At 48.8% G+C, this 26,067-nt stretch carries 21 protein-coding genes; 14 read left to right on the top strand and 7 right to left on the bottom strand.

Annotation, left to right across the window (positions count from 1 at the left end):
* Nucleotides 1–40 precede the first annotated feature (40 nt).
* From MHH76_RS19470 to MHH76_RS19435, 8 genes are all read left to right on the top strand, one after another.
* Nucleotides 41–889: an alpha/beta hydrolase gene (locus MHH76_RS19470; RefSeq protein ID WP_020453235.1), complete on the top strand. Its 849-nt coding sequence runs from the start codon at nt 41–43 to the stop codon at nt 887–889.
* A gap of 221 nt (nt 890–1,110) precedes the next feature.
* Nucleotides 1,111–1,890, top strand: a complete 780-nt coding sequence (locus tag MHH76_RS19465; protein ID WP_031305134.1) for a 2,3-dihydro-2,3-dihydroxybenzoate dehydrogenase — start codon at nt 1,111–1,113, stop codon at nt 1,888–1,890.
* Nucleotides 1,891–1,914: 24 nt separating this feature from the next.
* The gene (gene dhbC, locus MHH76_RS19460) at nt 1,915–3,105 is read left to right on the top strand and encodes an isochorismate synthase DhbC (protein ID WP_025810653.1); all 1,191 of its coding nucleotides are present in this window, start codon (nt 1,915–1,917) and stop codon (nt 3,103–3,105) included.
* 14 nt (nt 3,106–3,119) lie between these two features.
* Entirely contained in the window at nt 3,120–4,742 is a 1,623-nt protein-coding gene (locus tag MHH76_RS19455; protein WP_020453232.1) for a (2,3-dihydroxybenzoyl)adenylate synthase, read from the top strand.
* A 25-nt stretch (nt 4,743–4,767) separates the two neighbouring features.
* Nucleotides 4,768–5,694 carry an isochorismatase family protein gene (locus tag MHH76_RS19450; RefSeq protein WP_043054495.1) on the top strand — a complete coding sequence of 309 codons (927 nt, stop codon included), beginning with the start codon at nt 4,768–4,770 and terminating at the stop codon, nt 5,692–5,694.
* Nucleotides 5,695–5,708: 14 nt separating this feature from the next.
* Nucleotides 5,709–12,875, top strand: a complete 7,167-nt coding sequence (locus MHH76_RS19445; RefSeq protein WP_035337875.1) for a non-ribosomal peptide synthetase — start codon at nt 5,709–5,711, stop codon at nt 12,873–12,875.
* A gap of 2 nt (nt 12,876–12,877) precedes the next feature.
* The gene (locus MHH76_RS19440) at nt 12,878–13,102 is read left to right on the top strand and encodes an MbtH family protein (RefSeq protein ID WP_023857108.1); all 225 of its coding nucleotides are present in this window, start codon (nt 12,878–12,880) and stop codon (nt 13,100–13,102) included.
* Complete coding sequence (locus MHH76_RS19435; RefSeq protein ID WP_039073056.1) at nt 13,099–14,532, top strand: MDR family MFS transporter; 1,434 nt, start codon at nt 13,099–13,101, stop codon at nt 14,530–14,532. The genes MHH76_RS19440 and MHH76_RS19435 overlap by 4 nt, the downstream gene beginning before the upstream one ends.
* A 52-nt stretch (nt 14,533–14,584) precedes the next feature.
* Here the strand turns inward: MHH76_RS19435 and cls are convergent, their stop codons facing one another.
* The gene (cls, locus tag MHH76_RS19430; protein WP_025810656.1) at nt 14,585–16,033 is read right to left on the bottom strand and encodes a cardiolipin synthase; all 1,449 of its coding nucleotides are present in this window, start codon (nt 16,031–16,033) and stop codon (nt 14,585–14,587) included.
* A 247-nt stretch (nt 16,034–16,280) separates the two neighbouring features.
* Here cls and MHH76_RS19425 point away from each other — a divergent pair, with 247 nt between their 5' ends.
* Entirely contained in the window at nt 16,281–16,724 is a 444-nt protein-coding gene (locus MHH76_RS19425; RefSeq protein ID WP_025810657.1) for a YwnF family protein, read from the top strand.
* Between the two features lie 50 nt (nt 16,725–16,774).
* Here the strand turns inward: MHH76_RS19425 and MHH76_RS19420 are convergent, their stop codons facing one another.
* Entirely contained in the window at nt 16,775–17,272 is a 498-nt protein-coding gene (locus tag MHH76_RS19420) for a GNAT family N-acetyltransferase (protein ID WP_023857112.1), read from the bottom strand.
* Nucleotides 17,273–17,465: 193 nt separating this feature from the next.
* On the opposite strand from MHH76_RS19420, the gene MHH76_RS19415 reads away from it, so the two are divergent.
* From MHH76_RS19415 to MHH76_RS19405, 3 genes are all read left to right on the top strand, one after another.
* Nucleotides 17,466–18,341, top strand: coding sequence for a M23 family metallopeptidase (locus MHH76_RS19415; RefSeq protein WP_020453225.1), 876 nt, complete (start codon nt 17,466–17,468; stop codon nt 18,339–18,341).
* A 135-nt stretch (nt 18,342–18,476) separates the two neighbouring features.
* Nucleotides 18,477–19,082, top strand: a complete 606-nt coding sequence (locus tag MHH76_RS19410; RefSeq protein WP_020453224.1) for an RNA polymerase sigma factor — start codon at nt 18,477–18,479, stop codon at nt 19,080–19,082.
* Between the two features lie 13 nt (nt 19,083–19,095).
* Nucleotides 19,096–19,668: an ATP-dependent Clp protease proteolytic subunit gene (locus MHH76_RS19405; protein ID WP_025810658.1), complete on the top strand. Its 573-nt coding sequence runs from the start codon at nt 19,096–19,098 to the stop codon at nt 19,666–19,668.
* Between the two features lie 47 nt (nt 19,669–19,715).
* Here the strand turns inward: MHH76_RS19405 and MHH76_RS19400 are convergent, their stop codons facing one another.
* From MHH76_RS19400 to MHH76_RS19390, 3 genes are all read right to left on the bottom strand, one after another.
* Nucleotides 19,716–20,066: a P-II family nitrogen regulator gene (locus tag MHH76_RS19400; protein ID WP_039073055.1), complete on the bottom strand. Its 351-nt coding sequence runs from the start codon at nt 20,064–20,066 to the stop codon at nt 19,716–19,718.
* Between the two features lie 18 nt (nt 20,067–20,084).
* Nucleotides 20,085–21,296 carry an ammonium transporter gene (locus MHH76_RS19395; RefSeq protein ID WP_023857117.1) on the bottom strand — a complete coding sequence of 404 codons (1,212 nt, stop codon included), beginning with the start codon at nt 21,294–21,296 and terminating at the stop codon, nt 20,085–20,087.
* 148 nt (nt 21,297–21,444) lie between these two features.
* Nucleotides 21,445–22,743 (bottom strand): hemolysin family protein, encoded by a 1,299-nt coding sequence (locus tag MHH76_RS19390; protein ID WP_023857118.1) that lies wholly within the window; start codon nt 22,741–22,743, stop codon nt 21,445–21,447.
* A 160-nt stretch (nt 22,744–22,903) separates the two neighbouring features.
* On the opposite strand from MHH76_RS19390, the gene MHH76_RS19385 reads away from it, so the two are divergent.
* Both MHH76_RS19385 and MHH76_RS19380 read left to right on the top strand, forming a co-directional pair.
* Entirely contained in the window at nt 22,904–23,860 is a 957-nt protein-coding gene (locus MHH76_RS19385) for a magnesium transporter CorA family protein (protein ID WP_023857119.1), read from the top strand.
* Nucleotides 23,861–23,920: 60 nt separating this feature from the next.
* Nucleotides 23,921–24,328: a CBS domain-containing protein gene (locus MHH76_RS19380; protein WP_035337869.1), complete on the top strand. Its 408-nt coding sequence runs from the start codon at nt 23,921–23,923 to the stop codon at nt 24,326–24,328.
* 81 nt (nt 24,329–24,409) lie between these two features.
* Here the strand turns inward: MHH76_RS19380 and MHH76_RS19375 are convergent, their stop codons facing one another.
* Together MHH76_RS19375 and MHH76_RS19370 are read right to left on the bottom strand one after the other, a co-directional pair.
* Complete coding sequence (locus MHH76_RS19375) at nt 24,410–25,357, bottom strand: NAD(P)H-binding protein (protein ID WP_039073054.1); 948 nt, start codon at nt 25,355–25,357, stop codon at nt 24,410–24,412.
* A gap of 77 nt (nt 25,358–25,434) precedes the next feature.
* Nucleotides 25,435–25,950, bottom strand: a complete 516-nt coding sequence (locus MHH76_RS19370) for a TetR/AcrR family transcriptional regulator (protein ID WP_035400336.1) — start codon at nt 25,948–25,950, stop codon at nt 25,435–25,437.
* Between the last annotated feature and the right edge of the window lie 117 nt (nt 25,951–26,067).

Genomic DNA, 26,067 nt, shown 5'->3' with positions numbered 1-26,067 from the left:
ACTGTTTTTAGCTCAATCAAAGAGGGGAAGGGAGAATCACATGGCTCAAGAAAAACTTCAGCAGTCTGTCAATGCTGCTGAATGTATTCCGGTGGCGATACCGGGGACAGAACAGCGGTGCATGCGTTCAACGGATGGGAGCCGCACATACCGGATTTTTATTGCGAAACCATTTGGGGAACCGCCGCCCGCAGGATATCCCGTAATTTATCTGCTTGACGCCAATTCCGTGTTTGGAACAATGGTGGAGGCATTGCGGATGCAGTCGCGTCGTCCCGATAAAACCGGCGTCGTGCCGGCCGTTATCGTCGGCATCGGCTATGAAACCGACGCTCCCTTTGACCGGGGGCGATATTACGATTTTACTCTGCCGGATTCGGGCGCCGAGCTGCCCAGGAGACCTGATGGAGCAGACTGGCCGGAGCCGGGCGGGGCGAAAGCTTTTCTGTCCTTCATCGAACAGCAGTTAAAGCCGGAGATCGAACAGGAATTCACGATTGATGTGAAAAGGCAGGCGATTTTCGGTCATTCCCTTGGCGGACTTTTTGTTCTGCAGACCCTGTTTACAAAACCGGCCCTGTTTCAGACATATATCGCCGGAAGTCCGTCCATCCATTGGCATCCGTCCTTTTTTGATGAAGAGCATGACTTTATTTCGAAGCTGCAGGAAGCGGATTGCGATGTAAAGGTATTGCTCGGGGCGGGAGAGCTTGAAAAGACGCATAAAAGCGGGATGAACGACAATGCAAAAAGGCTGGCCGCCCGCTTGGCCGCCTTGGAAAAGCAGGGGATTCGTGCGGAGTACCATGAATTTAAAGGGGAAGGTCATATATCGGTTCTGCCTGTGTTAATCAGCAGAGCGCTCCAGTTTGCCTTCAAGCCTGTTTGACAGCGGGGCGCTTCCGGCGCCCCGAGCTTTAAGAAAAGATAAGAATGGATAACAGATAATATACCATGAGCATTGATACGGATAAACAATCGAAAACGATTTGACCGTTTGCATTTATTGGTATATTATATTTTTAAACGATAATGATTATCATTATCAATTAAGGATTTAGCTGGCAGTGACTCTTTGAGACTTGGGAGCTGCCGTTTTTAAGAAAGGAAATGATAAGAGTGAAAGGCAAGGTTGCTTTGGTGACTGGGGCTTCGCAAGGAATCGGCAAAGAAGTGGCTCTGTCGCTTGCTGAACGTGGGGTGTTTGTTGCCGCAGCTGATCGAAATCGAAAAGGGCTGCTTGAACTTGAAGCCGAACTTGAACGAAAAGATCTGCAGGGTTCCGGTTTTGCCGCGGATGTGGGAGACAGTGCCGCCGTCGATCAGCTTGTGGCCCATGTTGAACGCGAGATCGGTCCGATAGACATGCTTGTCAATGTAGCCGGCGTGCTCAGAACGGGTCTGATCCATTCATTGAGTGATGAAGATTGGGAGAAGACGTTCAGCGCCAACTCTACCGGGGTTTTTAACGTATCGCGTGCCGTCGCCCGCCGGATGATTCCGCGCAGAACTGGAGCGATCGTGACTGTCGGATCAAATGCGGCGGCAGTGCCGCGGATGCATATGGCCGCCTATGCGGCCTCTAAGGCGGCCGCTTTAATGTTTACGAAATGTCTCGGCCTTGAACTTGCCGAGTACAATATCCGCTGCAATATCGTATCGCCCGGATCAACCGATACGCCGATGCAGCGGTCGCTATGGCAAGGTGAGGAAGCTGCGCAAGGCGTAATTGAAGGATCACTTGAAACATTCAAAACGGGAATTCCGCTCGGAAAATTGGCTTCGCCGGCTGATATTGCAGATGCTGTAGTATTTTTGCTGTCTGACGGGGCTCGTCATATTACGATGCACGATTTGCGCGTCGATGGCGGAGCAACGCTTGGAGCCTGATTCAATCTAAAGGAGGTTTTAATGATGATAGAACGTCATGTCGTGTCAGAAGCGCTTGCCGATCAGCTGTTGAAGGAATATCAGGCCGGAGCTTCATTCTTTTTCTCTTCCCCTGAGCGGACCATTCTGGCGGAAGGTGTTTTGGCTTCTGTTTCTCAAACGGAAGAGCAAAGCCTTGCTCAGCGGGCTGCGGAAGTTCTGAAAAAAGCGAGGGAGAACGGGCAGAAAAATCCGATGGTGGTCGGAGCTGTACCGTTTGACGATACAAAGCCGGCGCAGTTAACCGTGCCGGTCGAAGCGTGGCAGGCGGGGCCGCTGACATGTGAAGAAGACGGTAAAGAGGAGCCTGAACCTGCCCTGTACCCCTATGATATCGAGCAGATTCCAAGCCCGGAAGCGTATATGACCGGGGTCAGACGAGGGTTGGCAGGTATAGCAGCAGGAGAATACAGTAAGATCGTCCTTTCCCGGTCTTTGCAGCTGACCTCGCCGATCAAAGTCGATATCGGTCAATTGCTGCGAAATCTTGCCCGCCGCAATACAAGCGGGTACAACTTTGCCGTTGACTTAACCGGGCAATCGCCGGAAGCGCCTCGTACCACTTTGATAGGCGCAAGTCCTGAGCTGCTTGTATCACGGTCCGGGTTCCGCGTTACGGCAAATCCTTTAGCAGGTTCAAGACCTCGAAGCGATGATCCTGAAGAAGATCGAAGAAGGGCGGCTGAACTGCTTGCTTCTCCTAAAGACCGTCACGAACATGCGGTCGTAGTCGAAGCGGTTGCTTCCGCGCTCAAGCCGTTTTGCCGAAAGCTGGAGGTGCCGGAACCATCGCTGATCAGCACGCCGACGATGTGGCATCTTTCAACTGAATTGAAGGGAGAGCTTACAGATCTTTCTGTATCTTCATTAGAGCTCGCCGCCGCTCTTCATCCGACGCCCGCTGTTTGCGGCACGCCGACGAATGCGGCGAAAGAAGCGATTAAACAGATTGAGCCGTTTGACCGCGGATTTTTTACAGGTATGGTCGGCTGGTGTGACGCGGACGGTGACGGTGAATGGGTCGTAACGATTCGCTGTGCTGAGGCGGAGGAACACGCGCTGCGGCTGTACGCAGGCGCCGGAATTGTCGCCGGATCGAAGCCTGAAGAAGAACTTGCCGAAACGTCTGCAAAGTTTCGGACGATGCTTCTTGCGATGGGAATGAACAGTGAATAACGGAGGGATAAAGGATGTTGAAAGGGTGCCCAACATGGCCGAAGGAGTTTGCGGATAAATATCGGAAGGAGGGATGCTGGCGAGGCGAAACATTTGGGGGAATGCTGAGGGAACGGGCCGAAAAACATGGCAGCCGCATTGCCCTTACATACGGAGATACCCATTTAAGCTATCAAGAGTTAGACAAGAGAGCCGACTCTTTGGCCGGCGGTCTTTTAAAGCTTGGGATCAAAAAAAATGACCGCGTCGTTGTCCAGCTGCCGAATGTCATCGAGTTTTTTGAAGTTTGCTTTGCACTCTTCCGAATCGGAGCTCTGCCTGTCTTTGCGCTTCCATCGCACAGACATAGCGAGATCACGTATTTTTGCGAGTTTTCTGAAGCTGCTGCTTATGTGATTCCCGATCATCACGCAAGGTTTGACTACCGCAAGCTGGCGAGACAGGTAAAGGGAAAGCTGCGGGGGCTTCGTCATGTCATTGTCGCCGGCGAATCGGAGGAGTTTGAAGCGCTGTCGGGCCTTTATGATCAGCCTGCACCTCCGCAGAACGTCCATTCAGAAGATGTCGCTTTTCTTCAGTTGTCAGGGGGAAGCACAGGTCTTTCTAAGCTGATCCCGAGGACGCATGATGATTATATATACAGCTTGAGGGTCAGCGCAGAGATTTGCAGGCTTGATCACAACAGCGTGTATCTTGCCGCTCTTCCAATTGCTCACAATTATCCGCTCAGTTCGCCGGGAGTGCTCGGTACACTCTATGCGGGAGGCCGAGTCGTTCTTGCGTCAGGAGGCAGCCCGGATGAAACCTTTCCTCTGATCGAAAAGGAGAGGGTAACGATCACAGGTCTCGTACCGCCGCTTGCGCTAATCTGGCTTGACGCTGCTCCGGCGCGCCGGGACGACTTGTCAAGTCTCCAGGTCCTTCAAGTCGGCGGAGCGAAATTCAGTGCCGAAGCCGCCAGACGCGTCACATCGGTGTTTGGCTGCAAACTGCAGCAGGTTTATGGCATGGCAGAAGGTCTGGTCAACTATACCAGACTTGATGATCCTGAAGACACGATCGTTCACACACAAGGCAGACCGATGTCTCCGTTTGACGAAATTAAAATTGTGGATAAAGAAGGACGCGAACTTGGACCCGGACAGACCGGGGAGCTTCTGACAAGAGGTCCTTATACGATCCGCGGCTATTACAAAGCTGAGGAACATAATGCCAAAGCGTTCACAGAAGACGGGTTTTACCGTACGGGCGACTTGGTCAAAGTCAATTCATCAGGCTATTTGATTGTTGAAGGACGAGCCAAAGACCAGATCAACAGAGGCGGGGAGAAGGTTGCCGCGGAAGAAGTGGAAAACCACCTGCTCGCACATCCCGCCGTACTCGATGCGGCGGTTGTCTCGATGCCGGATCAATTTCTCGGTGAAAGAACGTGTGCGTATGTTATTCCACGCGGCGCTGCACCTGCTCAGGCTGAATTGCAATCGTTTTTGAGAGAAAGGGGCCTTGCAGCCTACAAAATACCTGACCGGGTGGAAATGGTTGAAGCATTCCCGCAGACAGGCGTAGGAAAAGTCAGCAAAAAAGAACTGCGTACAGCGATTGCTGAAAAAATGTCTGCAGCTAAGAATATCACGTGATAAAAAAATGAGAGGATGTGATTTGATGGCCATTCCTGCCATCTTACCGTACCAAATGCCAGAAGCATCAAATATGCCGAAAAACAAGGTGTCATGGACTCCTCATCCGAAGCGCGCTGCACTTCTCATCCATGATATGCAGCAATATTTTCTCAACGCTTACCGTTGCGGCGAGTCTCCGGTAACAGATCTGCTGGCTAATATTAAGAAGCTTCGGAAGCGATGTGCCGAGCTTGGCATTCCGGTTATTTTCACGGCTCAGCCAGGCGCTCAGACACCGGAAGAACGGGGGCTTCTCCAAGATTTTTGGGGACCCGGAATCGGTCCTGATTCCGATGAGCAGAAGATCGTAGATGAGCTGAAACCGAATGAAGGCGACATCGTTCTGACCAAGTGGAGGTACAATGCGTTCAGAAAAACCAACCTTTTAGGTATGCTGGAGGAGCAAGGTCGGGATCAGCTCATCATCACCGGCATCTATGCCCATATCGGCTGCCTGATGACGGCATGTGATGCGTTTATGCAAGATATTGAAACGTTTTTTGTCGCCGATGCGGTGGCAGATTTCTCATTAAAGCATCATGAAATGGCCATCACATACGCAGCTGACCGCTGCAGCGTCACAATCACTGCGGAACAGCTTTTGAGCCAGCTGAAAGATGACGCAAGCCATGAACACGCAAAAGAAAGCTCTCATGCACTGACAAAACAGATCATTCGCGAACAGGTCGCATCGCTTCTTCTTGAATCACCGGAAAAGATAAGCGACAGCGAAAATTTGATTTACAGGGGACTTGATTCCGTGAGAATCATGAGTCTCGCGGAGCGCTGGCGCCGAGCGGGGCGGGAGGTGTCATTTGTGGAGCTTGCGGAGGACCCTTCGATTGAAAACTGGTGGAGACTGTTGTCCTCCTCTAAAGAAGCACCCTTGCCGAATGCAGACTATCAATGAAGGAGGTCGCCTTAATGCTTGAATGTCAACATAACCGAAAGCCATTATCAGGAGCGCAAGCCGGCATTTGGTTTGCTCAGCAGCTTGATCCGGAAAATCCGATCTACAATACAGCTGAATACGTTGAAATTAAAGGCCCGCTTGATCAAGAGCTTTTCGAGAAAGCGCTGCGCCATGTCATGAAAGAAGCTGAATCATTCCATGCCAGATTTGGAGAAGATCAAGACGGACCGTGGCAAGTGATCGTTCCGTCGGCAGATTTTCCGATTCATTATGTTGATGTCAGCTCAGAAACCGATCCGGAACAGGCGGCGAAAAGCTGGATGAAGGATGACCTTGCCCGTCCGGTTGATCTGACTCGCGGTCCGCTTTTTACAGAAGCGCTTTTCAAAACGGCGCCGGATCATTACTTCTGGTATCAGCGAACTCACCATATCGCAACGGACGGGTTCAGCTTTACATTGATCGCCGAGCGGCTGTCAAAAATATATACCGCATTGATGCAGAACAAATCGATCGATCAGAGCGGAGCCTTTGGCTCCCTCGATTTGATTCTCGCGGAGGAAACGGCTTACCGCGCATCAGAGAAGTATCAGGAAGATCGGCAATTTTGGCTTGAGCGATTCAGCGATGAACCGGAGGTAGTCAGTCTTGCCGAAAGGGCGCCGCGCACCTCTTCAAGCTTTCTTCGCAGGTCTGACTATCTGCCGAGTGAACATGCTGAGCGTCTTCTGTCTGCCGCAAGCAGAATGGGAGCAACTTGGCACGAAACCGTGATGGCAGCAGCTGCAATATATGTTCATCGGCTGACGGGGGCAAATGACGTCGTTCTCGGGATGCCGATGATGTGCCGCCTTGGGTCAGCCGCTCTCCATATTCCGGGTATGGTCATGAATCTCCTTCCGCTTCGGATTGGCATGCAGCCGGACATGAGCGTAGGAGAGCTGGTCAAGCAAATCTCAGCAGAGATGATGAAGCTGAGGCGTCATCAGCATTACCGCCACGAAGAACTGCGCCGGGAACTCAAGCTGCTTGGCGAAAATCAGCGGCTGTTCGGTCCGCAGCTTAATTTGATGCCTTTTGAGCAACGCTTGAATTTTGCCGGCTGTCAAGGCATCGTGCATAATCTTGCCACAGGACCTGTGGACGATCTGTCAATCAACATTTACGGCCGCCCGGACGGAGGCGGGTTGAAAATAAACATGGATGCAAACCCCGCTGTTTATCATGCGGATGAACTTGAACATCATATTCATCGTTTTCTTACTCTTCTGAAAACGATTGCCGATTGCGAGCAAACTCAGCCGGTGGGGACGTTGGATATTCTTCTCCCGGAAGAACGCGCTCAAATTTTGATCGAATGGAATCAAACAGACCGCGGTCTTCCAAATGAGAGTCTTACGCAACGATTTGAAATGATGGCGAAGGAGTACCCTGAATCTCCGGCAGTCGTTTCCAATGATGAGGTTCTCACCTATTCCGAATTAAATAAAAGGGCAAATCAACTGGCTCATCTGCTGATCAATAAGGGGGCGAAACCCGAGACATTCGTTGCTTTGGCCCTGCCGCGCTCAGCGGAAATGATTGTCAGCATGCTCGCCGTTCTCAAGGCTGGAGCGGCTTATTTACCTATAGATCCCGATTATCCGGCTGACAGGATCGAGTATATGCTCAATGATGCACAGCCGCTGTTTGTCATCACCAGCAAAAAAGCACAAGACATGATCAGTTCGCAAACGCCGAAGTTCATCCTTGATGAACAAACTGTTATGGAAAAAATCTCCGGATGTTCTGAAGGAAATCCCGGCAGACAGCATTCCGGCGCTCAGCCGGCATATATGATTTATACATCCGGATCAACCGGCAGACCTAAAGGCGTAGTTGTACAAGCTGAAAGCTTATTCAATTTTTTGCTTTCAATGCAGGATATGTTCCCGCTTAATCAAGACGACCGGCTGCTGGCCGTCACAACGATTGCATTCGACATCTCAGCACTCGAAATTTATTTGCCACTGATCAGCGGGTCGGCAGTCGTTCTTGCCGAGAAGGAGACGGTACAAGACCCCTCCGCATTGGCTAAAATGATTGAAACATACGGAATCACAATGATGCAGGCCACACCGACCCTTTGGTATGCATTGGCCTCGAGCGCTCCGGAGAAGCTTAAAGGTCTTCGTGCGCTTGTCGGAGGGGAAGCTCTGCAAGCCAGCTTGGCCCGGCAATTGCAGCAGCTTGGATGCACATTAACGAACCTTTATGGACCGACGGAAACAACGATTTGGTCTACAGCCGCCGCGCTGGGAGGCAACTGCACGAAATCTCCGGGGATCGGCCGTGCGATTTGGAATACGCAGCTGTATGTTCTAGACGCCGGATTGCAGCCCGTGCCTCCGGGAGCGGCTGGAGAACTTTATGTGGCAGGAACAGGAGTGGCGCGCGGCTACTTGAACCGTCATGCTCTCACGGCTGAACGCTTTATTGCGAATCCATACGGGCCGCCTGGATCGAGGATGTACCGGACGGGCGACCTCGTGCGCTGGCGCGAAGACGGGTCGCTTGATTATATCGGCCGTGCGGACCATCAAGTCAAAATTCGCGGATTCCGCATTGAAATGGGAGAAATAGAAGCGGTGCTTGCAAATCATCCGGTTGTTAAACAAGCTGCTGCTATTGTTCGTGAAGACCAGCCCGGTGATCCGCGTATATTTGCGTATGTCGTTCCCGCTTCGGGAGAAAGCCTTCATCCTGTCGAGCTTCGCGGCTACGTTGGTGAAACACTGCCCGACTATATGATTCCGTCTGCATTTGTCATTCTTGATGAACTGCCGCTTACGCCGAACGGAAAGCTTGACCGCAAATCCCTGCCGGCTCCGGCATTGAGTATGCATACAGGCGGACGTGAGCCAAGGACACCTCAAGAGGAAATATTGTGTGATTTATTCGCTGAAGTGCTGGGGGTGCCGCGAGTCAGTATTGATGACAGCTTTTTTGATCTCGGCGGACATTCGCTTCTGGCAGGCAGGCTTGTCGGCCGGATTCGGGAAACGCTTGGCGTCGAACTCGGAATCGGCCGTTTATTCGATGAGCCCACAGCCGCCGGGCTTGCCAAACAGCTTGATCAGGCGCAGAGCGCCCGTCCGGCATTGCGTAAAAGAGAGCGCCGGGAAGAAATTCCGCTGTCCTTCGCGCAGCGGCGCCTATGGTTTTTGCACTGTTTGGAAGGACCGAGCCCGACCTATAATATTCCGGTTGTCGTTCATTTAACCGGACGTTTGGACCGAGAGGCGCTGACAACCGCTCTGAGCGATGTAGCAGCAAGACATGAGCCGCTTCGAACAATTTTTCCGGATCAGCAGGGGACAACACACCAGCTGATATTGGAAGCGGATCAAGCACGTCCCGAACTCGCTGTATCCCATGTCAGCGAACATGATTTGGAAAAAGTCCTGGCTGAGGCTGTTCGGCACCGTTTTCATTTAGAAAAGGAACCTCCGTTTCGCGCCCAGCTATTCGTACTCGGACCGGACAAATTTGTTCTTCTTCTGCTTTTGCACCATATGATTGGCGACGGCTGGTCTTTAACGCCGCTGACCTGCGATTTGGAAACCGCCTACAATGCGCGTCTGAATGGTGAGGCACCTGCTTGGGAGCCGCTTTCTATACAATATGCCGACTATGCCGTATGGCAGGAACATCTGCTTGGACATGAGAGCAATCCGGACAGTCTGATTGCCAAGCAGCTCGGGTATTGGTCAAAGGCATTGGAACATCTGCCTGATCAGCTGGAGCTTCCGACTGATCACCCGCGTCCGTCGGAATCAAGCTACAGAGGCGGTACGATTGATCTCAGCATTGACGAACAGCTACACGGCCGTTTGCTCGGTTTGTCCCGCAGCACCGGAGTCAGCATGTTCATGATTTTGCAGTCGGCCCTTGCCTCACTGCTGACACGGCTCGGAGCAGGCCACGACATTCCGCTCGGGAGCCCGATAGCGGGAAGAAACGATGATGCTTTAGGCGGAATTGTCGGATTGTTCGTTAATACGCTTGTGCTCCGAACAGATACATCGGGTAATCCAAGTTTTCGGGAACTTCTGAACAGAGTTAGAAAAGTAAATCTTGCAGCATATGAGCATCAGGACCTTCCGTTCGAGCGCCTTGTTGAAGTGCTCAATCCTGCCAGGTCAAGAGCGAGACATCCGCTGTTCCAAATCATGCTCGCCTATCAAAATACGCCTGAACCTGAGCTTGAACTTTCCGGCCTTAAATCAGACATTGACATTCGCAGTGTCGGCGCAGCCAAGTTTGATTTGACGATTGAGCTTCGGGAACATCGAAAAGCGGATGGAACACCCGCAGGTATCGGCGGATTTGTGGAATACAGCACAGATTTATTTGAGCGAAATACGGTTCAAACATTGGCCGAACGGCTTGTCAGACTGCTGGATTCAGCAGTATCCGACCCTGATCAGCCGATTGGAAGACTTGATATTCTCCTTCCGGCCGAACGTGAAAACATGCTGGCTGACTGGAGCAAATCGTCCAACAACATACCTTGTTCATCTTTGCCTGTTTTATTTGAAAAGCAGGCTGCGAAGGACCCGGAAGCCGTTGCGGTTATATATGAAAATGACTCGCTCACATACGGCGAGCTCAATAGACGCGCTAACCGGCTTGCCCATCTCCTGATCGCCAAAGGGGTCGGTCCCGAACAATTTGCTGCCCTGGCGCTGCCAAGATCTTTGGATATGGTTGTCGGACTGCTTGCAGTGCTGAAAGCTGGCGCGGCATATGTGCCTCTGGATCCGGACTACCCGGCAGAAAGGATAGCGTTTATGTTGAATGATGCACATCCTGCCTGCATCGTTACGAGTTCAGCGGTCGAATCATGCCTTTCTGTTCCCGCATCTGTTGAACGGATTGTCCTTGATGACCCTTGCATACAAGAGGAACTGAACGGATGCGCTTCTGCGAATCCGGTTGATGCCGACCGTACGAAGCCTTTGCTGCCTCTTCACCCGGCGTATGTCATTTACACATCCGGTTCGACCGGCAAGCCGAAAGGAGTGATCGTTCCACATCAAAATGTCGTGCGGCTGTTCGGAGCGACTGACCAATGGTTTCATTTTGGCTCTGACGATGTTTGGACGATGTTTCATTCTTACGCATTTGACTTTTCGGTATGGGAAATTTGGGGAGCGCTGCTCAATGGGGGACGGCTTGTCGTGGTGCCTCATACAATCAGCCGCTCGCCGGCCGACTTTCTCAATCTTCTCGTACGCGAGGGAGTGACTGTGCTCAATCAGACCCCTTCCGCATTTTATCAATTGATGCAGGCTGACCGGGACAATGCTGAGACAGGAAAGTGCCTTTCCTTGCGCTTTATCATTTTTGGAGGGGAAGCGCTCGAACTGAAGAGGCTTGAAGATTGGTATGAACGCCATCCGGAGCATTTCCCGCGGCTGATTAATATGTACGGAATTACAGAAACGACGGTACATGTCAGCTATATTTCCCTCGATCAGCAGACTGCAGCACTTCAAGCGAACAGCCTGATCGGTCAAGGGATTCCCGATTTAGGTGTATATGTGCTTGATGAATACCTTGAACCGGTACCCCCGGGCGTCACCGGAGAGATGTATGTGTCGGGGGGCGGCCTCGCACGGGGTTACTTGGGCAGACCCGATTTGACGGCAGACCGTTTTGTCGCTGATCCGTTTGGTCCGCCCGGAACCCGGATGTACCGAACCGGCGATCTTGCCCGCAGGCGCCAAGACGGCTCTCTTGATTATATGGGCAGGGCCGATCAGCAGATCAAGATCCGCGGCTTTAGAATCGAACTCGGCGAGATAGAAGCGGTGCTTGTCCGCCATCACAAGGTGAATCAAGCTGCTGTAGTTGTAAGGGAAGACCAGCCCGGGGACAAGCGCCTGATCGCCTATGTTGTCCCGACGTCTGAAGAAGAAACTGATCCGGCTGAGCTGCGCCGGTTTGCCGCAGGCACTCTGCCGGAGTACATGGTGCCTTCTGCATTTGTAAAAATTGCAGACCTGCCATTGACTCCAAATGGCAAACTTGATCGAAAAGCGCTGCCTGAGCCTGATTTTGCCGCGGCTGTTAAAGGGCGGGGGCCAAGAACACCGCAGGAAGAAATCTTATGCGATCTTTTTTCAGAAATCCTCAATGTGCCGCGGATTGGTATTGATGACGGATTCTTCGAACTTGGCGGTCATTCTCTGCTCGCCGTACAGCTGATGAGCCGCATTCGTGAAGCGCTCGGCGTCGAGCTCGGCATCGGCGACCTGCTTGAAGCGCCTACTGTCAGCGGACTCGCTGAACGGCTTGAATCCGGCGGCGGGCAAAGTGCGCTGGATGTACTGCTTCCGCTGAGAACCGGAGGCAGTCAGGATCCCCTGTTTTGTGTGCATCCGGCCGGGGGCCTCAGCTGGTGTTATGCCGGTTTAATGACGGCACTCGGGAAGGAATATCCGATATACGGCCTTCAAGCTCGCGGGATCGCAAGGCAGGAAGAGCTTCCTGATACGCTCGACGACATGGCCGCGGATTATATCAGGCACATTCGTACGATTCAGCCAACAGGGCCTTATCGTCTTCTCGGCTGGTCTCTCGGAGGCAATGTTGTACATGCGATCGCAACTCAGCTGCAGGAACAAGGGGAAGACATTTCGCTTCTTGTCATGCTTGATGCATACCCGAATCACTTCCTTCCAATTAAAGATGCACCTGATGAGCAGGAAGCATTGATTGCACTCTTGGCATTGGGAGGATACGATCCGGACAGCCTTAACGGGGAACCGCTGAAACTTTCCAGTGCGATCGATATACTGCGCCGAGACGGCAGTGCGCTTGCCAGCCTGGATGAGGCTGCGATCTTGAATTTAAAGGAGACTTATGTGAATTCCGTCCGGATTTTAAGCGAATATAAGCCCCGCGTCTTTCATGGTGATATCCTGTTCTTCAAATCTACCGTGATACCGGAATGGTTTGATCCGATCGATCCGGAGTCATGGCTTCCTTATCTGAACGGAAACATTGATATTCATGATATGGATTGCCGGCATAAAGATTTGTGCCAGCCGGAGCCGCTGGCCGAAATCGGACGTCATGTTGCGGAAAAACTGGACGGCTTGAAAAAGATACGGACAAGTAGGGAGAGATAACGATGACAAATCCTTTTGAAAATGAACAGGGCACATATGTTGTTTTAATGAATGAGGAAGGCCAGTATTCACTCTGGCCCGCCTTTGTTCATATTCCGGCAGGGTGGGAGATTGTCTGCGGGGAAACGAGCCGCAGCGCCTGCATCGACTATATCAGCTCGAATTGGACCGATCTCTCGCCGAACAGCTTGAAGCCGGCTGCAGAAGTTCACGGCGGTCAGCAATGAAGAGAAGGCCGTTCAATCAAAGGACGGTTGTCAGCATTGTATATGTAACGGCCATGTTTATGGCTGCAATGGATGCGAGTGTCATTAACATGGCATTGCCCGCCATCATGAACGAATTTCAAACTTTGCCGTCTGCTGCAGGCACAATTAACATCGGATACTTAGTCAGCTTGGCGGTCTTTCTTCCCGCAGCCGGCTGGTTTGGAGACCGCTTTGGGACAAAGCGTGTTTTCCTTGCCGCGCTTTCCATATTTACGGCTGCATCCGCATTATGCGGAATCGCTGACAATCTGGCGGCATTAAACGTATTTCGCGTGATCCAGGGAGCCGGCGGCGGATTGATCACACCAGTGGGAATGGCAATCTTGTTCAGGACGTTTCCTCCGCACGAACGGGCTGAAATTTCGAGAGTTCTCGTCCTTCCGATTGCGGTCGCGCCTGCGGTTGGGCCGATCATCAGCGGGTTTCTGACGGATCAGCTGTCATGGCGCTGGATTTTTTACATTAATATTCCGATCGGTATGATCATTCTGCTGTTTGGCCTGTTATATCTTCATGAACATATGGAGCCGAAAGCGGGGAGATTTGATTGGCTAGGATTTCTTTTGGCTGGGCCGGGAATGGCGTTGGCAGTTTTTGCACTCAGCCAGGGGCCTGTGCAGGGCTTCGGCTCTCCGAATGTGCTTGTTTCAGGAACCGGGGGAGTGATTCTCCTCGCCATTCTCGTTTTTGTCGAGCTGAAGGCTGAGCATCCGCTGATTGAACTGCGCTTATTGAAGGACCGGGTTTTTGGAAAGATGAGCGTCATTTCGCTTTTGACAGCAGGCGGACTCCTTGGCATGCTCTATATATTTCCGCTGTTGTGCCAGGAAGCACTCGGCTATTCTGCGACCGATACCGCTTTGATCACGTTTCCCGAAGCATTAGGCTTGATGCTGGCCTCCCAGCTGATGCCGAGGTCGTTAGATAAGCTCGGGCCGAGGCGGGTCATTTCCGTTGCGCTTTTAGGCGCCGCTGTATTGTTTGGGCTGCTGAGCCTGACCGGATACGGGTCAAATCTGTGGCTTCTCAGGCTGCTGCTGTTTTCGGCGGGCTTTTTTCTGGGGCATGCGGTTGGCGCTGCGCAGGTTGTTTGTTTTGCCAACATTTCATCCTCATCAATGGGTCGGGCAACGACGCTGTTTAATGTGCAAAACCGGCTCGGATCTGCTTTTGGAGTTGCCGTCATGTCGTGCGTCCTTGCTGTGCTCAGTCAGCCTGGCGCAGGGATAGAGCCCGATTTATCAGCTTACCGGACCGCTTTGCTCGGTGCAGCCGGCTTCCTCATGGCAGCATTTTTCATCGCACTCAAGCTCAAGGACGCTGACACTGAACGTCAAATGGACAAGCATGCTTCAGTTTCCAAGGGTGCGGCGGCTTCCGGTAAGTAAAACAAAAATCCTCCCGTTTCCGGGAGGATTTTTTTACCGCATGAATGACGCGCTATAAAATCGGCGAAAGCAGGATCGAAATGGCTTCTTTGAAGCGGATCGATTTGCTTCTGTTTAAATATTCCTCATAGGTCAGCTCCCTTGAGACTTGCAGATCTTTTTCAAATGATAGGACAAGGCTTCTCGAAATTTCCTCATCGTATAAAAAAGCATTCACTTCAAAATTGAGCTTGAAGCTGCGCATATCAATATTTGCCGTGCCGACTGATGAAATTTCTTCATCTACAACAATTGTTTTCGCATGGATAAATCCGTTGTCGTAAATAAATACGGAAGCGCCGGCTTTTAAAAGTTCGCCGATGTAAGAATAGGTAGCCCAGTACACAAAAGGATGGTCGGGTTTGTTAGGAATCATGATTCTCACGTCAACGCCGGACAGACAAGCAATTCTGAGGGCATCGAGCAGGCTTGCGTCCGGAATAAAATAAGGCGTCTGTATAAGAATCGACCGCTTTGCCGTTGATATCATTTTAATATAGCCGTTTTTAATCTGCTCCCATTCTGAATCGGGGCCGCTGGTGACGATTTGCATGCCGATGTTTCCGTTGGAATCGATGTCAGGAAAGTGGTTTGGCATATATGTAATATCGTGATGGTGAGAGGCCTGATTCCAATCCAGGATAAAACGCGTTTGAATCGAATGGACTGCCGTTCCTTTGATTCTGAGATGCGTGTCCCGCCAATAGCCAAAAGCCGGATTTAGACCGAGGTATTCGTCCCCGACATTAAATCCTCCGACATAGCCGATGACGCCGTCGATGATGACGAGCTTGCGGTGGTTGCGGTAATTCATGCGCAAATTGATAAATTTAAAACGCGACGGGAAAAAAACTTCGACAAATCCTCCCGCCTTTTTCAGCTCTTTGAAAAAGCTTTTCCTGAGGCTTCTTGATCCCAATTCATCATACAAAACGCGGACTTCAACGCCTTCTTTTGCTTTTTTGATCAGCGCGTCCCGCAGCTTTTTTCCGATCTCATCGCCTTTATAAATATAATATTGAAGATGTATATGGTCTTTGGCGTTTTCAATGTCGCGAAGCAGTCTGTCGAATTTCTGGCGTCCGTCCGTTAACAGCTCGACCGCATTGTCTTCCGTGAAAACGGCGTGGTTATTCAGAATGTGCATATAAATCAAGTCTTTGCTGTCCGCCGTCGCTTTATTGCGAAATTCAAACTCGCGGTTTTTCAGCTTGGTCAGCTGCTGTTCCAATATTTTTTCCATCCCGATCCTCTTTCGGTCTTCCCATTGAAAAAGGTGATTCCTGCTCAAATTGTGGCCGAAGAGCAAATAGAGGATAAAGCCAAGAACGGGAATAAAGAAGAGTACCAAGAGCCAGGCCCAGGAGGAGCTTGCATCCCGGCGTTCCCTAAAGATCACAACGATTGCCAATAGCGTGTTTAAAACTAATATAAAGCCGAGAAATATCGATGTGATGCTGATATTTTTAATAATATCCATATTGAACCTCACAAGACGGATTTGTTTTTATACATTCCATTTATAACAGTTACTCCCCTTTCAAGCAACTATCTCATGTTATACGGGGCGGGGGACGGAAAGTTCCTAATAAAAAGGGGAAAGGCAAAAAACTGTAAAACATGTTGGATCTAAGTTACGATATACATATAAAAAGCGTGATTTAATCAGCGAAACAACGCCTCTTTAACCAAATCGGGAGGGATTGATTATGGATATGGAACGTTTCCATCAAATGCCGGCTTTTATGAAAGAAGAAATGGATAACCTCAAGCATGTGGCGGCGCCGTTCTTAAAGAAAAGGCTGATATTTCTTTTTATCGCGATTCCGCTGCTTGTTGCTTCATTGGTTTATCTTTCTTCTTTTTGGGGGCAGGCATCCTATGGAACCGATTCAATGATAAAAATCGGCTGCGCTGCCGCAGCAGCAGCTTTCGGCATGGCGCTGTTCAGAGAGTCGTCTTACCAAAAAAGAAATGTTCAGCAATCGGTGATGAAATATATATTGGAACGGATGCAAACAAGCGAAGTGCTTTCCGATGAACGGAAAAGCCGGTACGTTCAGGCGGTCAAAGAAGAGCCGTTTACTGTGATGAGAAGCTTTTTGGAATTTTTAAATGAAGAAGAGATCAGAAGGCGCAGGCTGGCTGAATGATGAAAGAAAAAAAGAGCTGCATGACAGCTCTTTTTTTCGTGCCATGATGATCAGGCTTCATTCAATTCTTTTCCTAATATTTTTAAATCGTACCGTATTCGATCCATCTCGGCGATTCCGGGAAAGTGTCCCCACTCGGTAAAGCCGTATTTTTTGAAAAGCTTGATGCTCGGTTCGTTGTGGGCGAAAATAAACGCCATTAAAGAACGGATTCCAAGCTTTGGCGCGACTTCAAGCGCTTTTTCAAGCACCGCTGAACCCGCCCCTTTGCCGCGGTGGTCTTCATGAAGGTAAATGCTGACTTCGGCGGTTTTGTTATAGGCGGGCCTACCGTAAAATGATTCGAAGCTGATCCAGCCGGCGATATCCCCTTGTTCATTTTCCACAATATAAAGAGGCCTTGCCTCGGTATGGTTCAAAAACCAGTTCAGCCTTTCTTCAGGTGTGACGGGTTCTGTATCTGCCGTAACCATTCGCGACGCAATGGTGGAGTTGTAAATATCGACTACTGCGGGAAGGTCTTCCCGATTGGCGATCCGTAGTTTCATTCTCTCTGTCCTTTCTTCATATGTTATATCTTCGGCGTTTTTCCCGTTATCATGCACATTGGTGAAATTTCAGGTTTTAGGGCGGTTTTTACATAAAAACGAAGCAGCCGGTGCAGACTAACTTGAAAAAAAGTTTTTTGTAAATGTATATATTTTCTGAAAAGTGTTCAGAATGTTGCTGAGGTGATGAGTAATGAAAGAGGAAGAAAAGAATCGTACTTCCAAAATCACAAAGCTGCAACAGTTTTTTCGCAAACGCTGGGTATTTCCGGCCATCTATTTGACAAGTGCCGTCGTTGTATTAACCGCCGTTCTTTGGTATCAATCGGCTTCTAACAACGATGTAAAAGATCAGCTTGCTGACGATGGTAAGAAATCAGCCTATGATAACCGGGATGACGCGGTAGAAGTAGGCAAACCAGTCGAAAATGTCGCAATGCCGGTTGCTGATTCTGAAAATGTTACTGTCGTTAAAAAGTTCTTTGAAACTGACGCAACTAAAGAAGAGAAAGAAGCAGCACTTGTAAACTATAATAACACGTACAGCATGAGCAAAGGTATCGACTTGGCTGAGAAAGACGGAAAAACATTCGATGTTTCCGCATCTCTCAGCGGTACGGTCATCAAAGCTGCAAAAGACCCTGTACTGGGCTACGTTGTTGAAGTTGAACATGAAAATGGTTTATCAACTGTGTATCAGTCTCTTTCTGAAGTAAGCGTCAAACAAGGTGACAAGATTGAACAAAATCAAGTCATCGGAAAAGCAGGCAAAAACCTTTACAATGAAGAAGGCGGAAACCATGTGCATTTTGAAATCCGCAAAGACGGTGTTGCGCTAAACCCGTTGAACTTCATGGACAAGCCGGTCTCCAGCATCGAAAAAGCGGTGGAGGAACAAGCGGCTGAAATGAAGGAACCTGCTCAGCCTTCTGTTGAAGAAAAGTCAAAAACAGAAGACAAAGCGAAAGATCAAACAGGTGGAAAAGACGACAAAACCAAACGGGAAGATTCGTCTGAAGGGTCAGAAAATCAAGACGGAACCCAGTCTGACGATTCAAGCCAGTCATAAGGCACGCTTCCCTCAGAGCGCCTATCAAATACGATAGGCGCCTTTTTTGTTACAATCATAAAAAACCCGTATCAAATTTGCAGAGCCAGCCGTTTATTAAGTAAGAGGCCTCTTTTAAGGAGTGTGAATGCATTCATGAATGAGCTAGAACAGCAAGCGCTGATGAAGTATTGCATGAGAATGACAGGTGATAAATGGGATGCCGAGGATTTAGTCCAGGATACCATCCTGAAGTTAATCGAAATCAATCGAACAGACGCCTCACATGCTTATCAAAAGACGGTGGCAAAGCATAAATGGATTGACCTGCTCAGAAAAAGGAAACGCGAAATCTTTCTGTCTGAAGACAATCTGGAAGACGGGAGGGCAGAGCGCATGAAGGCGGCCGATGACTTCGAGCACCTGCTGAAACAGCTTTCCGGTATTTTAACGCCGAAGCAATTAACGATTTTTCTGCTCAAAGATGTGTTTTCCTTTCAGCTGCACGAAATCGCCGAGTCGCTCGGTAAGCCCGAATCATCCGTCAAATCGCTTTTATTCAGATCGCGTCAGCGATTAAAAAGGCTTTCTCCGGATGTTCTGCAAAGGGAAGCGGCGGACCGGGATGACGAACACATTGACCTGCTTGTTCGGGCGATATTGTATCACAACCCCGATGCTCTGCTCGAATTTGCCAAACAGACATGGCTTTTCGGCGCTTCACAGCCGTCCTGCATCAGCATGATGAGGTGTGCTGCCTAGGAGGAAAAAGGCTATGAACACCATACCTTACGTCATTGAGAAAACGGCTGCCGGTGAAAGATCGTACGATATTTTTTCCAGACTTTTAAAAGACCGGATCATTATGATCGGCTCTGAATTCAACGATGACCTCGCCAATCGGGTCACCGCCCAGTTGCTGTTTTTGTCAGCCGAAGACAATGAAAAAGACATTTCGATCTATATCAACAGCCCGGGCGGATCAACTTCCGCGGGATATGCGATTTTGGATACGATGGACTATGTGAAGCCGGATGTCCGCACGATCTGCGTCGGAATGGCAGCTTCCATGGGAGCGATTCTCCTCGCCGGCGGAACAAAAGGCAAACGGTATGCGCTCAAAAACAGCGAAATCATGATCCATCAGCCGCTCGGCGGCGTCAAAGGACAGGCGACAGACATGGAGATTTCAGCGAAGCGGATCATCAAACTGAGGGAAAAAATCGAGCACTTTTTTCACGAACGAACGGGCCAGCCCATTGAAAGACTAAAAGCCGACATGGAACGCGATTACTTTATGGATGCGGACGAAGCGAAGGCATACGGTGTGATTGACGCCGTTTTATAACATCAGAAAAGCTCCCGGCTTAACTTCAGCCGGGAGCTTCGATCTTTTTATAAAGCGTCAGGACCTTCCTCGCCTGTGCGGATGTTGATGGTGTTTTTAATTTCGTATATGAAGATCTTGCCGTCACCGGGTTCCCCGGTTTTCAGGACGTTTTGCGCCGTCTCGGCCACCATTTCGACAGGCACTTTGCTGACGACGATTTCGACTTTTAACCTTTCATATACATTGCTTTCGCGTTTGACCCCGCGGTAAAGCTCTGTATGCCCTTTTTGCAGGCCGCATCCGTGTACATTGTAAAACGTAATGGACGTTACCCCGATTTTGGCCAGCTCCGTTTTCAGCTTTTCAAAGTTTGTAGGACGAGTTACAATTTCCACCTTATACATTTGACCGCTCATACCATCACTCCTGACAAATTAATCTTGATACGCTTTTTCGCCGTGCAGCGTCAGATCGAGGCCTAATGATTCTTCATCCTCTGAGGCACGGAGTTTAAAGAAAATACTGACTATCTTAATAATAGCGTATGTGACGATTGCGACAAACAAATATGTTGCGGCAATCGCAATCAACTGTTTCCAAAGGAGACTGATGTCTCCGTAAAAAAGCCCGTTTGCTCCGTCTGCGTTGACTGATGTCGTCGCGAACAAGCCCGTCGCGATTCCGCCCCATGTTCCGCCGAGCCCGTGAAGTCCGAAGGCATCGAGCGCATCATCGTAGCCGAATTTTTTCTTCAGCGAAAACACACCCCAGAAACAGACGATTCCACCGATGAGCCCGATCCATACGGATGAGAAAGGCGTAACAAAGCCTGCGCCCGGTGTAATCGCGACAAGTCCCGCGATTGCTCCCGAGACGGCGCCGAGCATCGTCGGCTTTTTATTGATCAGCCATTCTGCCAAAATCCAGCCGATCAGCCCCGCAGCCGCAGCCGTATTCGTGTTGATAAAAGCGGTCATGGCGACTTCATCGATCGTCAGGGCGCTTCCGACGTTGAACCCGAACCATCCGAACCAGATCAAAGTCGCCCCGAGCAAAGTCAGAAGGAGGTTGTGAGGGGCGGTATCGCTGATATTTTTCCGCTTGCCGAGAACAATCGCAACAACCAGGCCGGCTACACCGGAAGAGATGTGAACGACGTTGCCGCCGGCAAAATCGATCGCTCCCAGCTCGTCAAGCCAGCCTCCACCCCATACCCAGTGGGCGACCGGCGAGTAAACGAAAACCGCCCAGAGCACCGAAAAAAGAATAAAGGCCGGAAAGCGCATTCGCTCCGCAAAGCTTCCGGAAATAATCGCAGTCGTCAGTACGGCAAATGTCAATTGGAACATCATATAAAGCGTATGCGGGATCGTCTCCGAATAATCGGCATTGGGTTCAAATCCGATACCTTGCAGTCCGATCCAATCCAAACCCCCGATCAATGGGTTTCCGGGAGCGAAAGCGAGCGAATAGCCGAACAAAATCCATATGATGGAAACGATGGCGATTGAAGATAAGCTGTGCATAACGGTGCTGAGCACATTTTTGCTCCTGACAAGTCCTCCGTAAAATAAAGCGATGCCCGGCGTCATCAGCCATACGAGCAAAGCGCAAAAGAACATAAATACTGTATCCCCCATCTGCATGTTTCATTCCTCCGTAGTCATTTAGATTGAGAGCAGATCTCTTTTTCTTTCATTATAGTGACAAAAGGGAGATATCATGATGAACATGTCAGATTTCCTCACATGATTTTTAGGAAGAAAAGCGGACAGGGAGAGGCTGAAAGGGGGATTAATCGGTTTTTTCAACCTCAACTGCAACGATTCGATGTCCGTCCATATCTTTAACTTTGAAACGGAATCCTTCACTTTCGATCGCCGTTCCGGGCTTGCTCTCAATATTCTGCGTCAGCATCCAGCCGCCGATTGTATCAATCTCCTCATCTGATAAATGAATTCCGAGCAGGTCGTTTACATCGCTGACTAGTACTTTACCGCTGAGGATGTAATGGTCATCTTCCAGTTTCTGAACAGCCGATACTTCTTCAGTATCGAATTCATCGCGAATATCGCCGACGATTTCCTCGACGATATCCTCAACCGTCACAAGGCCGGATGTTCCGCCATACTCATCTACGAGAATCGCCATATGTGTATGCTCTTTTTGCATTTTGACGAACAGCTGGTAGACGGGAATCGTTTCAATCACATGGATAACCGGATGGATATATGGCTTTAACGGTTTTGTTTCTAAAGAAAACCCGCCTGCAAGCTCAGCCAGCAGCAGTTCTTTTATATTGATCATTCCGCTGATGTGATCCTTGTCTTCCTCCATGACGGGGAAGCGGGTGTGCTTTGTTTCTTTGATGAGCTGCTTCACTTTTTTTACACTGTCGTCAAGAGACAGGACGGTCATTTCATTGCGGGGCACCATAATTTCTTTTGCCGTACGTTCGTCGAATTTAAAAATGTTGTTTACATATCTCAATTCATTCTGGTTGATTTCCCCGCTTTGATAGCTTTCAGATAAAAGTGTTCGCAGCTCTTCCTCCGAATACGCCAATTCGTGTTCACCGGTCGGCTTCAGGCCGAACAGACTTGTGATCATGCGGGCTGAATGATTGAGCAGCCATATAAAAGGAAACATGATTCTGTAAAACCAGATCATCGGCTGTGCAAAAAGCAGAGTAACGGTTTCCGCTTTTTGAATGGCGATCGTTTTTGGCGCCAGCTCTCCGATCACAACATTGAGATAAGTGACCGATAAAAAAGCGGCCAAAAATGAAAGAATATGTGTCATCGACTCGTTCAAGCCGATTTTGGAAAAAAGGGGATGCAGCAAGGTCTGCATCGTCGGTTCACCAAGCCAGCCGAGGCCCAATGCCGTCACGGTGATTCCAAGCTGGCAGGCTGACAAGTATTCGTCAAGGTGTGAGGTCACTTCTTTTGCGGCAAGCGCGCCCTTTTTTTTCTGAATGATCAATTGGTCGATCTTTGTCCGCCTTACTTTGACGATGGCGAATTCGACCGCGACGAAAAAGCCCGTTAATGCGATTAATCCTGCCACTGCAATCAGCTTCAGTAATTCCAATGCCCCGCCTTCTCAAAAAGAAGGCGCCACCTCCTTTTCTATGAAAAACTCATACTGGCTTCATACCACGTGCCGCAGCGCGGCAAACATGATGTTTATTTACGCGGAGGGCGGGCAAAGAAATATAAAACGAATGGGCCGGAAGAGGAGGAGACGAAATATGAGAGTTTTTCAGGGAGAGGGCTGGACATGGTATCAGCTCGGCCCTCACGAAAAAGCGACAGCACAAGGGCTGATCCAGCCCGATCATTGGCCGGAATGCCGAAATTGGTTTCAAGGCGTTCCATCGGCCAATATCAATTGCATTGATATCAATGCTGCCGTTCAAGGCAAGGAAGCGATCTACGGTTCATATATTTACGATCAGGAAGCGGAAGTTCAACAAAATCGGACAGCATTTCATTTTTACTTAACGAAAGACTATTTTTTCACAATGAATTTAGATATCTCGCAATTTGAAGAGACAAACAGAAGGCCGATCGATCAACACTTAAAGCGATGCAAAGACGCCCCAGAAGTGTTTCTGATTCTGCTGGGCGAACTGATGAGAATGTATTTGAAGGAACTTGAGCACTTTGAAGTTCACCTTGGAAAAGTAAGATGGGGATTTCACCATGACAACAATAAAAGCATCATTGAACTGATTCATAAACGGCGTCACGAACTGCTCGTCATAAGAAGTTTAATTTTATCGATGAAAAAGGTAGCAATGGGCCTTAAAGAAACTTTTTTAAGCAAATCGTTTGACGAAATCGAACAGCGCAGGACGTTTTACGAAATCGACAGAGGCATGTCATTGATCAAAGAGTATGCGAATGAAATCAATTATTTGCTCCATTCCGAGGAAGTGGTGACATCCCACAGAGGCAATGAAATCTTTAAAGCGCTGACGATTTTCACGACGATCTTTACGCCGATGACGGCTTTCGGCGCCCTGTGGGGAATGAACTTCGAAGTCATGCCTGAACTCTCATTGAAGTACGGCTATTTATTTTCGCTTATTTTAATTGCCGTTTCTACCGTTCTTGTGTACTGGTATTTGAGGAAGAAAGGGTGGACCGGCGATTTATTGAAGGATAAAAAACGATATATGAAAAGGAAGGGCTCTTTTAAATAGGTTTAGGCCCGTGTTATATCGGAAAAGCACATAATAACCCCAGTAAAGGAGGAATTCCGAATGAAACTGAAGGACATCATGACAACCAATGCCGAATGCTGCGAACCTTCTGCTCCGATTGCGGAAATTGCCGGTAAGATGCGTGATTACAATGTAGGTTCAATTCCGGTCTGCGAGAACAGAAAATTGACGGGGATCGTTTCAGACCGGGATATTGTTATCAGATGTGTAGCTGAAAATGAAACAGATGCGGCTGCTCGGGATATCATGAGCACACAGATGGTGACAGGGCGCCCGGATATGTCTGCTGAAGAGGCTGGTGATCTGATGGCGGAACACCAAATTCGCAGGCTGCCGATTGTTGAAGATGGCCGTCTTGTCGGAATCGTTGCTTTGGGGGATCTCTCCGTCTCACATGCGGATGAGAAAGCGGGAGAAGCTTTAAGCGAAATTTCAAAACCGGCTTAAACAGGTTGAAGGAAGAGCGTTTTCAGCTCTTCCTTTTTTATAGTGCAATATTTAGTGATTGATCAATAACTAAAATTCAGCTTAAGTTTTCATTAAGCATTTCAATGTTTCTTTCAGCCCTTCTTGATAAGGTGTAGCGGGAATTTTTCCTATTCTCTTTTCATATTTTTCCCCGTTGAGAATGAATGTTTCTTCAGTTAAGTACATGATTTCTACTACTTCTTTCATTACTGGATCAAATAATCCGCTTATACGAATGGCAAGTTTATTTAATGGTATTACTAATTTATTATTTCCGGTAATTTGGCGTGCGATTTTTATGATTTCTTTACCTGAAATCAGTCCGGCGCCGGGAATGTTCCAGTTTTCACCGTAAGAATCGTCTTTACTTGCGATTTCCACAATCATTTTTGCGGCATCAGGCAAATATACGTACTCCCGGGGGGTTTTTAGATTGCCGATAAAAACAGCTATTTTATTTGCTGCCATTCCGGTTAATGTAGGCTGTAAATAAGAATTTTGCGAAGTTTTTCCATAATAGTCGGGCAGTCTGACGATTAATGGTTTGGCATTTTTCCATTTCTTATCGAATATTAAGTTTTCAAAGTCTACTCTTAGCTTTCCTTTTTTTGTATGGGGCAGTTTCGGATGATTTTCGTCTCCTTTGGCAATTTGTCGGCCGTAAACATATATTCCATCCACAATCACGATTTTCTTGCCTGAAATATTTGCAGCCTTCATTACACTTTCACCGAGAAGCAGGAGTTTATCTGCCATTTCATGATATTGAACATTGGCGCATTGAAATATCACATCTGCATCCTTCGCTGCTTCACTGATGGTCTGTGCATCAAAGACATCGCCAAGCTGATATGTTAATAGCGGTGTTGAATGATGTTCTTTTATGAGATTCTTTAGTTTATTTTCAGAACGGCCGAAAGCGATAACCGGAATATTTCTTGACAGCAATTCTGAAACTATCACTCGACCTGTTCCACCTGTTGCGCCTAAAACAATTGCTTTTTCCATTGAAATTCCCCCTTGGTTTTGTTATTAATCAATCAATAACTAATGCTTAAATAAAAAACCGAAACAAATCGGTTATTTTATTCTGTTTGGCCGTGCATGATCTCCGGCAAATCCAAGAAATAGGAAATGTTGCAAAGTATCCCTCTTGCCAGGAAAGTCGTAACTTCCCTCTCTGCATTCGGAACATTCGCTTCCTGGAACCTTTCCAGCGTATAGTTTCTAATACGTGATAAGCCCGTTTTTGAACAATTTCTGATCGATTCCTCCGTAACGGATAGTCCGATGACCTGTAAGGCTATTTCATTAGGGTGTGATACAGACAACTCTTCATATGCTTTGATCATGTTTGCTACGATCTGTTCGGAGCTGGATTCGACATTTTGAAACGTTTGGAGGATTCTTTCAAAGGCCCGATCGAGCGCGGCAACGAACAACTCTTCCTTCGTCTTATAAAACCTAAATATATAGGGCTGGGAAATACCGGCTTTTTCAGCAATGAGTGCTGTCGTGGTATTATAATATCCCTTTTCTGCAAACACCTCTAATCCAGCTTCAAGTATTTGCTCCTTTCGGTTTTCCTTACTCTGTCTTATGATATGCCGCCTCCCTTCATTTTGTTATTGATTGATTACTTACTGAGATCGTAACAGATTTCGATTCAAGATTCAAGCACGTAATTTTTAAAACATGTATCTATTGGTGCAACAGTT

The sequence above is a fragment of the Bacillus sp. FSL L8-0193 genome (genome assembly GCF_037976065.1).
GTDB lineage: Bacteria > Bacillota > Bacilli > Bacillales > Bacillaceae > Bacillus > Bacillus paralicheniformis.
The sequence above is the reverse complement of the archived record's forward strand: the minus strand, read 5'-3'. Positions and strand labels throughout refer to the sequence as shown.